The sequence below is a fragment of the Dietzia sp. NPDC055340 genome (assembly GCF_053645335.1).
Genome location: NZ_JBSHML010000015.1, coordinates 96,461 through 104,814, shown reverse-complemented (window position 1 = coordinate 104,814; position 8,354 = coordinate 96,461). Strand labels below are relative to the sequence as shown.

The window sequence follows — 8,354 nt, the reverse complement described above, 5'->3', positions numbered from 1 at the left end:
GCGTAACGCAGCCCGCCCGGCGACGGTGGGTTCCCACGGCGTCAAATAGCGGGCGCCGAGAATCGAAAGAGGTAGCACATGCTCATCTCCCAGCGGCCCACCCTGACCGAAGAGGTCATCTCCGAGAACCGGTCGCGCTTTGTGCTCGAGCCTCTCGAGCCGGGCTTCGGCTACACCATCGGCAACTCGCTGCGTCGTACGCTGCTGTCGTCCATCCCGGGCGCGGCCGTCACCAGTATCCGCATCGAGGGTGTCCTGCACGAGTTCACCACCGTGCCGGGCGTGAAGGAGGATGTCACCGACATCATCCTGAACCTCAAGGGCCTGGTCGTCTCGTCCGTCGAGGACGAGCCGGTCACGATGTACCTCAAGAAGCAGGGACCGGGCGTCGTCACCGCTGGTGACATCGTTCCCCCCGCCGGCGTCGAGGTGCACAACCCGGACCTGCACATCGCCACTCTCAACGAGAAGGGGCGTCTGGAGATCGAGCTCGTCGTCGAGCGGGGTCGTGGTTACGTCCCCGCCGGGCTGAACAAGGACGCGGGTCACGAGATCGGCCGTATTCCGGTCGACTCGATCTACTCGCCGGTCCTGAAGGTGACCTACAAGGTCGAGGCGACCCGTGTGCACCAGCGCACGGACTTCGACCGTCTGGTCCTGGACGTCGAGACCAAGAACTCGATGACCGCTCGTGACGCCCTGGCGTCCGCCGGTAAGACCCTCGTGGAGCTGTTCGGGCTGGCCCGTGAGCTCAACGAGGAGGCGGAAGGCATCGAGATCGGGCCCAGCCCGGCAGAGGCCGATCACATCGCCGCCTACGGCATGCCCATCGACGACCTGGATCTGTCGGTGCGGTCCTACAACTGCCTCAAGCGTGAGGGCGTCCACACCGTGGGCGAGCTCGTCGCGCGCAGCGAGTCGGATCTGCTCGACATCCGCAACTTCGGTCAGAAGTCGATCGACGAGGTCAAGGTCAAGCTCGTCGAGCTCGGCCTCTCGCTCAAGGACGCGCCTCCCGGATTCGATCCCGCCTCGGTTGCCGGCTACGACGCCGAGACCGGGACCTGGACCGACGAGGGCGGCGAGGATTACGCCGAGACCGAGCAGCTCTGACGAGCGCTCGGCACACAAATTCCTAGGAGAATCTGATGCCCAAGCCCAAGAAGGGCGCCCGCCTCGGCGGATCCGCCGCCCACCAGCGGCTCATCCTCTCGAATCTGGCCACCCAGCTGTTCGAGCATGATGCCATCCGCACCACCGAGACCAAGGCGAAGCTGCTGCGTCCCTACGCGGAGAAGCTGATCACCAAGGCTCGTCGTGGCACGCTGGCCGACCGCCGCGAGGCGGCCAAGGTCATCCGCGACAAGGACGTGCTGCACAAGCTGTTCGCCGAGATCGGCCCCCGGGTCGAGAACCGTGACGGTGGCTACACCCGGATCATCAAGCTCGAGAACCGCAAGGGCGACAACGCGCCCATGGCGATGATCGCGCTCGTGACCGAGGAGCTCGCCTCCTCCGAGGCCTCGCGCGCCACCCGCGCCTCGGCCTCGAAGAAGGCCGCGGAGAAGCCGGCCGAGGAGTCCGCCGACGTCGTGACCGCCGAGGCGGAGGCCAACAGCCCGGTCGCCGACCAGGTCGAGGCAGCTGACGAGGCCGAGGTCGAGACCGCCGTCGAGACCGCGGAGGCCGTGTCCGAGGACACGACCCACGCCGACGACGCCGACAAGGCCTGATCGCCCCACGATCACAGACGTAGGCCCCGTCTCCGCTTCCCGCGGAGACGGGGCCCTCGTCGTCTTTCCGGGCTGGTCACGTCCCCAGGTCTACTCGGCATCTGGCGGTCACAGCACCGCGGTCACCGCGTCCGCCATGGCGGCCTGCCCCTCGGCGGTCGGGTGCATCGGGTGCGAGCCCGTCCCGGCGCCGGTGAAGTCCGTGTACCGCTCGCCGGCCGGGGCGCACGCGTGACGATCCGCGGCGTCGACGGGCATGACCGGTTCCGCGCCGGCCCGCTCGGCGGCGTCCGCGACGAGGAGGTTGATCCGCTCGGTCACCTGGCGGGTCCACGTCACGTCGCCGGGGGCCATGGCGGACACGAACCCGCAGCCGCCGTGTGCCGGTACGAGTGGCATGTAGCCGGTGGTGACGACCCGCGCTTCGGGAGCGAGCTCACCGATGCGTGCGTACACCGCGTCGAGCGCGTCGGGAAGGGCGCCGAGCGCGTCCGTGACGAGCGTCTCCAGCCGATCGCGGCACGGGGCGCCGGTGTCGGCGCGGGTGCTCGTCACGCACCCGGCGATGTCACCGAAGCCGATGTCGTTGCCGCCGATCGAGAGCGTGACCAGGTCCGTGTCGGCCGTCAGCGCCGCGAACTGGGCCGGGATGTCCGGTCGCTGCGCGCCGATCATGTCGCGGGTCCGGGCTCCGCCGCACGTCGCGTCGACGAACTCGACGGCGCCGGGCCCGCCGGTGCGTGCGCTGGAGACATCGCCTGAGGGGCCGCCGCCGAGGCGCTCGGCGACCAGCGCCGGGTAGTTGCGGGTCGAGCGGTAGCACCGCGACGGCCCGGTGGTGGGCGCGTCGACGGGGCCGAACGCGGCGAAGGAGTCGCCCAGCGCGACGTACCGGGAGTACGCGGGCGCGGTGTCGGGACCGGAGCCGGGGGCGGATCCGGAGCCGGACCGCGCCCCTTCGCCGGTGCCGTCCTCGACTGCCGTGGCGCTGCCGGTGGGCGTGGGGTCGGCGGTGGCGTTGTCGTCGTCAGCGGTGCAGGCTCCCAGTGCCAGGGCGGCCGCCGCTCCCGCGGCGAGAAGCGCGGCGCGGGGCGTCGTCCGTGGGGCCGCGCGCGGTGCCGGGTGGCGCGACGCACGGTCAGGGCAGGGCGAGGACGACGACATCTGTCCATCCTGCCGCAGGCGGCGCGGACCGGGCCGGGCGTGTGGCGTCAGCGCGCGGGCGTGGTCTAGCGTCTGTAGTCCGTGAGCACCCGCCGGATCCGCCTCGACGTCGCCTACGACGGCACCGATTTCTCCGGGTGGGCCCGCCAGCCCGGCCTGCGCACCGTGTGCGGGACCCTCGAAACCGAACTCGCGAAGGTCCTGCGGGAGCCTGTGACGGTGACCGTCGCCGGCCGGACCGACGCCGGCGTCCACGCGCACGCCCAGGTCTGCCACCTCGACGTGGACCCCGTCTGGCTCGACCAGCGCTCCCTCGAGGGGCGCCCCGAGCTGCTGGTGCGGCGGTTGGCGCGGCTGCTGCCGGACGACGTCGCGGTGATGGGCGCCCGCTGGGCCCCCGCCGAGTTCGACGCCCGCTTCTCGGCCCTGCGCCGCCATTACGAGTACCGGCTCACCACCGCGCCGTGGGGCGCCGAGCCGACGCGGGCCCGCGACACCGCGGCCTGGCAGCGGCAGGCGGATCTCGACCTGGTGCGGAAGGCCTCCGAGCGGCTGCTGGGCCTGCACGATTTCGCGGCGTTCTGTCGACGCCGTGAGGGTGCCACGACGGTGCGCGAGCTGCAGCGGTTCGACTGGCGCGTGGAGCCGGACCCGCGGGGCCCGGATGCGCCCGGGGCCGCCGAGGTGTGGACGGCGAGTGTGAGTGCCGACGCGTTCTGCTGGTCGATGGTGCGCAGTCTGGTGGGCGGCGTGATGGCCGTGGGGGAGGGGCGGCGCAGCCTCGACTGGATCACCGGTCTGTTGTCGGAGACGCAGCGGTCGTCGGCGGTGCCGGTGGCGCCCGCGCGCGGGCTGGCGTTGGTGCGGGTCGACTATCCCGACGACGACGAGCTCGCCGCCCGCAACCTCGTCACCCGCGAGGTGCGGCAGGCTCCGGGGACGCCGGGACCGGCCGGCGGTTCCTGCTGCGGGTAGGAGCCGCGGTCCGTGCGGTTCGCCCGTCCGCGGCGCCCGCCCGGTCCGCACTTCCCGTCTCGTGCGAGCGTCCCTGCGCCGACGCCCCGTGGTGTCGGCACCGCCTCCGACCTGCCGCCGACCCGCCCGGGTGTGGCGCTGCAGGCACAGGTGGCCGGTTATCCGGATACTGGGGACAGGTTGGGCCCACGGGCCCCTGGCACCTGCGGAAGGAGAACAGATGGCGATCGGTGCGGCGCGACCCCGGCAGCTCTCGCGGTCGCTGGACTTCTCCGGAGTACGCATCGAGACCGCCCGCCTGCGGTCCGACCGGGCGGTCACCGCGTTCTGGCGGTGGTGGGCCGAGGGCGGTCGCGGGCGCGCGACCGCGGCCCTGGACTCGGGGGACGGGCGCCGTGTGGTCCCCGAGATCACCTCGCTGGTCGAGGCCATCGACCCCGGGTTGTCGTGGGAGTTCATCCCTGCCGCCGAAGGGGAGCCGCACCGGCTGACCGTCACCGCCGCGGGGGTCCCGGAGCTGCGGGGCGCGGCCCGCAGGTGGCTCGCCTCGGCCCCGGCCGCGGACGCGACGTGGAGCTACGCCGACCTCCGTGAACCGGTCCGCGGCTGCGCGATGTACTTCCGCGATCGCCGCCTGGGATTCGATGAGGCGGAGGTGGTTGTGGATCTGGGGCTGGCGCGGGCGGATATCACCGTGCACCACCCGGGCTTCGCGGGTCTGGTGGGGGCGGACGCGAGCATCGCCGCGTACCTGCTGTTGGACGCGGTCTGCGGCGAGGAGCAGGTGGAGACCTGGGTGGGCGTGATCCGCGCCAATGCGATCGCGCCGGGCGACGACGCGGTGGCGTTGGGTGAGCTACCCCGGATCCTCAGCGAGCTGTCGGTGGACAACACCGACGAGCTGGGTGACCCGGCCTGGCAGATCCTCCACGGCGACACGTGCAGCGGTCCGCTCGTGGCGGTGGTGCGGGTACCGCTCGTGTCCCTGTCCGCCCCGCATTTCGACCGTCACGTGGCCGTGAACGTTCCCTATACGGATGTTGAGGACGGGGGGCTGCCCGGCTCGCTCTCGCTGCCCGGCCTGCGGGATCTCGAGGATCACCTGGTGGAGCGGCTCGAGGGCACCGGGGAGTGCGTGGGCGCGGAGAGTTGCGACGGCGCGCGGCTGCTGCACTTCTATGTGGACTCCACCACCCCGGCACACGAGCAACTTCGCGCCGCGGCGTGCGGCTGGGATCAGGGCGAGGTGACCGTCACCATCACGGATGACCCGGGCTGGCGGAAGGTGCAGCACCTGCGGGTGTGAGGGCTGCCGGCCCCACGAACGCCTCCTCGCCGGGGCCCACGACCACGGAGACGCGCACCGACTCGCCCATGCCGGACTCGTCCGCGCGGGGCTCGACCGAGATCCAGCCGTCGATCCGGCCGTCCAGCACCAGATCCGGGGGCGCGGCGGACCTGAGGCCGCGCCCGCCGCGAAGCTCCCAGTCGGCGTCCACGCGGATGACCGTCGGCGGGGTGACGTCGGGTCCTCCCGGGCCGGCCAGGGCGTCGATCCTGGCCTCGCTGAGCGGGCCGTCGACGTCCCACATCACCGCGTCGACGGGAGCTCCCGCGTCCGAGGCGTCCGGGTGGACGATCCGGTACCGGGCCTCGTCGCCGATCCGCAGCAGGGGCCGCCACCGGTCGGGGACATCGGTCACCACCGCGATCCGATAGCCGGCCGCCACCGCGCGAAACGCGACCTGGCGACAGACCGGGGGCCTGGCCGTGAGGAGCACCGACCGCAGGTGCGGCCCGGCCAGCTGGACAGCGGCAGCGCCGCCGTCCCGAGTGGCGCCGAGGATCTGTCCGGCGCCATGGGCGGGCAGGGCTGCCTCGTCGAGCCTGTCGATGCGGCGCCGGTCGAGACAGCCCGAGACGGTCCCGGGCATCGGCTCGCCCGGCACCGGGAGCACGGCGGGGTTCGAGAGACGGTGGCATCCGGACGTGACCTCGTCCACGGCGCCGTCGGAGATCCCGGTGAGGCCGACGGTGGTCACCGTGTCCACCACATCGGTGCGACCCGGGACCCGGCGAAGGCGTACGACCTCGGTGATCTCGGCGGCACGGACCGCGGCGAGTCGGTCACTCACCACCCGCGGATCCGCGGCCGGGCGCAGGACCAGCCCCCGCCCGTCGCCCGGGCTCGCCTCGGCCTCCACGTAGAGCTCGGCGAGTTCGGTGGCGTCGAGCACCCGGCACGGCATCCCGTGGTGGACCAGAGCACGGCGCACCCGCTCGGTCGCCACCGCCACGACATGGTCCAACGGCGCCTCCGCCCCCGCGGAGCCGCGAAGGGCGAGCGGCGCCAGGTCGAAGCGGAGCAGCAGGTGGACGCTCCGGTGCGAGATCAGGGCCAACGGCCCGACGAGCTGCGCGTACACCTCGCCGTCGTCGCCTCGTGCGGCACGCCGGCCGCGCACCACGACGTCGATCCCCTCCATCACGATCCCACCCTGGTCGAGCTGCCGCGCGATCGCGGCGAGCGGCAGGCGGCCGCCGCGGTGATCGCCCGGGGCATCGCGCCCCACCACGGTCGGGACGTAGGCGCCGGCGGAGATCTCGACGGCGGTCGTGACCACGCTGTCGCCTTCGACACAGCCCACGACGGAGCGGTCCGGTGCGCGCAGATCCACCACGTCGACCGGCACCTTCCGCGGCGCCGGATCGCGCGCGAGCAGCGGGCGTCCGCGACGTCGCGCGGCGACGACCGCGGCGATCCCACACGCGACCAGCAGTTGCACCCACGGCTGCAGCGACGCCGGGCTGAGGACCGTGAGCAGCACCGTGGCCGCCACCGTCGCGGCCAGTCCGAGCAGCGTGGGGACCGCCGACATGAGCTCGTCCTCCTCGCGCACCGACATCCGCCGGTCGTCGCGCCGGACGGCCCGGGATGACCGGCCATCAGGACCGGATCGTCGCGTAGCCTACCCCCGGTGACCCCGGTCAAGGGGCGTCAACATCGGGCGAACGAAAGGCGGGGCGTGCCGCTCAGACCCACGACCAAGGCGCAGGTGGACGGGCATCGCTTCCTCGCCCGGCGAGCCCGCCACGCGGTGGTCTCGCGTGACGTCCGGATGCTGCACGACCCCCTCAAGCGCCAGGCGACAGGCCTGATGGTCGGGGTGGTCGCGGCGGTCGTGGGCGTGGCCGGGGCGGCTGTACTGGCGCTGCTCGACCCGGCGCCGGACGTCGACCGCACCGCGATCATGGTGGGGCGCGACTCCGGTCAGATGTATGTCCGTGCCGGTGACCGCGTCCACCCGGTCCACAACCTGGCCTCGGCGCGGCTCGTCGTGGGCGAGCCGGCCGAACCCGAGACCGTGCGCGACTCGGACATCGAGGGCACCGCCCGCGGCGGACTGCTGGGTATTCCGGGGGCGCCCTCGGCGCTGCCCGGTCACCGTGATGCTGACGCGGCCGCGGCCGTGTCGTGGTCGGTGTGTGACGAGGTCGCCGACGCCGACCGGGGCCGCCCGCGCGTGGTGGGCACGAGCGTCGTCGCGCGGGAGGGGGCCGGTCCGGGACGGGAGACGGATGCCGACGAGATCGTGCTGGTCGAGACCGGTGGCGAGGGGTGGCTGCTGCGCGACGGGGCGCGGGCGCGTATCGATCTCGAGGACTCCGACCTGCTGTCGATCCTGGGGCTGGGCGGCGTGGACCCCCGCCCTGTGACGGCGGCTCTGCTCGACCCGCTACCGGAACTCGACCGGGTCGCCCGGCCGGAGATCGACATGATCGGCGAGCCGGTCGACTACGGGTTGGCCGGGTTGCGCATCGGGCAGGTCTTCACCGTGGACACCGCGAGCGGGCCGCGGGCCCACGTCGCCCTGGCCGACGGGGTCCAGGAGGTGGGGCCGGTGCTCGCCGACGTGATCCGGTCGACCTCCACGGTCGGCGCGGTGGTGGACATCGCCCCGGATCGGATGGGGGTGCCGCGCTCGGTGGCGCTGGACGTCGAGGCGTTTCCCCGCACCCGGGCCTCGGTGTTGGCGGCGGCCGATTCCCCGGTGCTGTGTGTGCGCGAGGCCGCCGACGGGGACGCGTCGGTGCGGCGGATGGCGATCATCGCGGGCGCCCCCGCCCCGGGTCCGACCGAGGCACGTCCGGTGGCGGGTGCGGACGGCGCGGGGCCCGCGGTGGACGCCGTGGGCGTCCCCGGTGGCGGCCTGATGGTGGCCGCGGCGGGGCGTGGCACCACGACGCGCGGCGCGGTCACGACGATCGTCGCCGACACGGGGGTGCGATTCGACGTGCCGGACGACGAGACCGCCGCGGTTCTCGGACTCGGCGGCGTCGCCGTGCCGACGGACGGCGGCATCCTCGACCGGCTGCCGGCCGGGCCGCGGCTGGACCGCGCCACCGCGCTCGTCAGCCGCGACGGCTCGGACCTGACCCTGGCCGGAGACGAGCAGCCGACCGGCTGACGCCGCGGTCGAC

The 8,354-nt window shown here is 73.3% G+C and carries 7 protein-coding genes; 5 read left to right on the top strand and 2 right to left on the bottom strand.

All coding sequences use genetic code 11. The annotated features are described in order from the left end of the window. The first annotated feature begins 78 nt into the window (after positions 1-78). Both ACWIFB_RS12495 and rplQ read left to right on the top strand, forming a co-directional pair. On the top strand, positions 79-1,113 hold the full coding sequence (locus ACWIFB_RS12495; protein WP_230928211.1) for a DNA-directed RNA polymerase subunit alpha: 1,035 nt from the start codon (positions 79-81) through the stop codon (positions 1,111-1,113). A gap of 35 nt (positions 1,114-1,148) precedes the next feature. Further along, positions 1,149-1,733, top strand: a complete 585-nt coding sequence (rplQ, locus tag ACWIFB_RS12490; protein WP_454058402.1) for a 50S ribosomal protein L17 — start codon at positions 1,149-1,151, stop codon at positions 1,731-1,733. 108 nt (positions 1,734-1,841) lie between these two features. Here the strand turns inward: rplQ and ACWIFB_RS12485 are convergent, their stop codons facing one another. Continuing rightward, positions 1,842-2,897, bottom strand: a complete 1,056-nt coding sequence (locus ACWIFB_RS12485; protein WP_454058401.1) for an SGNH/GDSL hydrolase family protein — start codon at positions 2,895-2,897, stop codon at positions 1,842-1,844. 81 nt (positions 2,898-2,978) lie between these two features. Here ACWIFB_RS12485 and truA point away from each other — a divergent pair, with 81 nt between their 5' ends. Next, positions 2,979-3,872 (top strand): tRNA pseudouridine(38-40) synthase TruA, encoded by an 894-nt coding sequence (gene truA, locus ACWIFB_RS12480; protein ID WP_454058400.1) that lies wholly within the window; start codon positions 2,979-2,981, stop codon positions 3,870-3,872. Positions 3,873-4,092: 220 nt separating this feature from the next. Further along, positions 4,093-5,178 (top strand): DUF695 domain-containing protein, encoded by a 1,086-nt coding sequence (locus ACWIFB_RS12475; protein ID WP_452098615.1) that lies wholly within the window; start codon positions 4,093-4,095, stop codon positions 5,176-5,178. Here the strand turns inward: ACWIFB_RS12475 and ACWIFB_RS12470 are convergent. After that, positions 5,132-6,778 (bottom strand): type VII secretion protein EccE, encoded by a 1,647-nt coding sequence (locus tag ACWIFB_RS12470; protein WP_454058399.1) that lies wholly within the window; start codon positions 6,776-6,778, stop codon positions 5,132-5,134. The genes ACWIFB_RS12475 and ACWIFB_RS12470 overlap by 47 nt on opposite strands. A 120-nt stretch (positions 6,779-6,898) precedes the next feature. On the opposite strand from ACWIFB_RS12470, the gene eccB reads away from it, so the two are divergent. Beyond that, positions 6,899-8,341 carry a type VII secretion protein EccB gene (eccB, locus tag ACWIFB_RS12465; RefSeq protein WP_454058398.1) on the top strand — a complete coding sequence of 481 codons (1,443 nt, stop codon included), beginning with the start codon at positions 6,899-6,901 and terminating at the stop codon, positions 8,339-8,341. Positions 8,342-8,354 lie beyond the last annotated feature (13 nt).

Excerpts from the sequence above, each read along its gene's own strand:
- ACWIFB_RS12495 (WP_230928211.1), top strand. The coding sequence starts at position 79 with ATGCTCATCTCCCAGCGGCCCACCCTGACCGAAGAGGTCATCTCCGAG.
- rplQ (WP_454058402.1), top strand. The coding sequence starts at position 1,149 with ATGCCCAAGCCCAAGAAGGGCGCCCGCCTCGGCGGATCCGCCGCCCAC.
- ACWIFB_RS12485 (WP_454058401.1), bottom strand. The coding sequence starts at position 2,897 with ATGTCGTCGTCCTCGCCCTGCCCTGACCGTGCGTCGCGCCACCCGGCA.
- ACWIFB_RS12475 (WP_452098615.1), top strand. The coding sequence starts at position 4,093 with ATGGCGATCGGTGCGGCGCGACCCCGGCAGCTCTCGCGGTCGCTGGAC.
- ACWIFB_RS12470 (WP_454058399.1), bottom strand. The coding sequence starts at position 6,778 with ATGTCGGTGCGCGAGGAGGACGAGCTCATGTCGGCGGTCCCCACGCTG.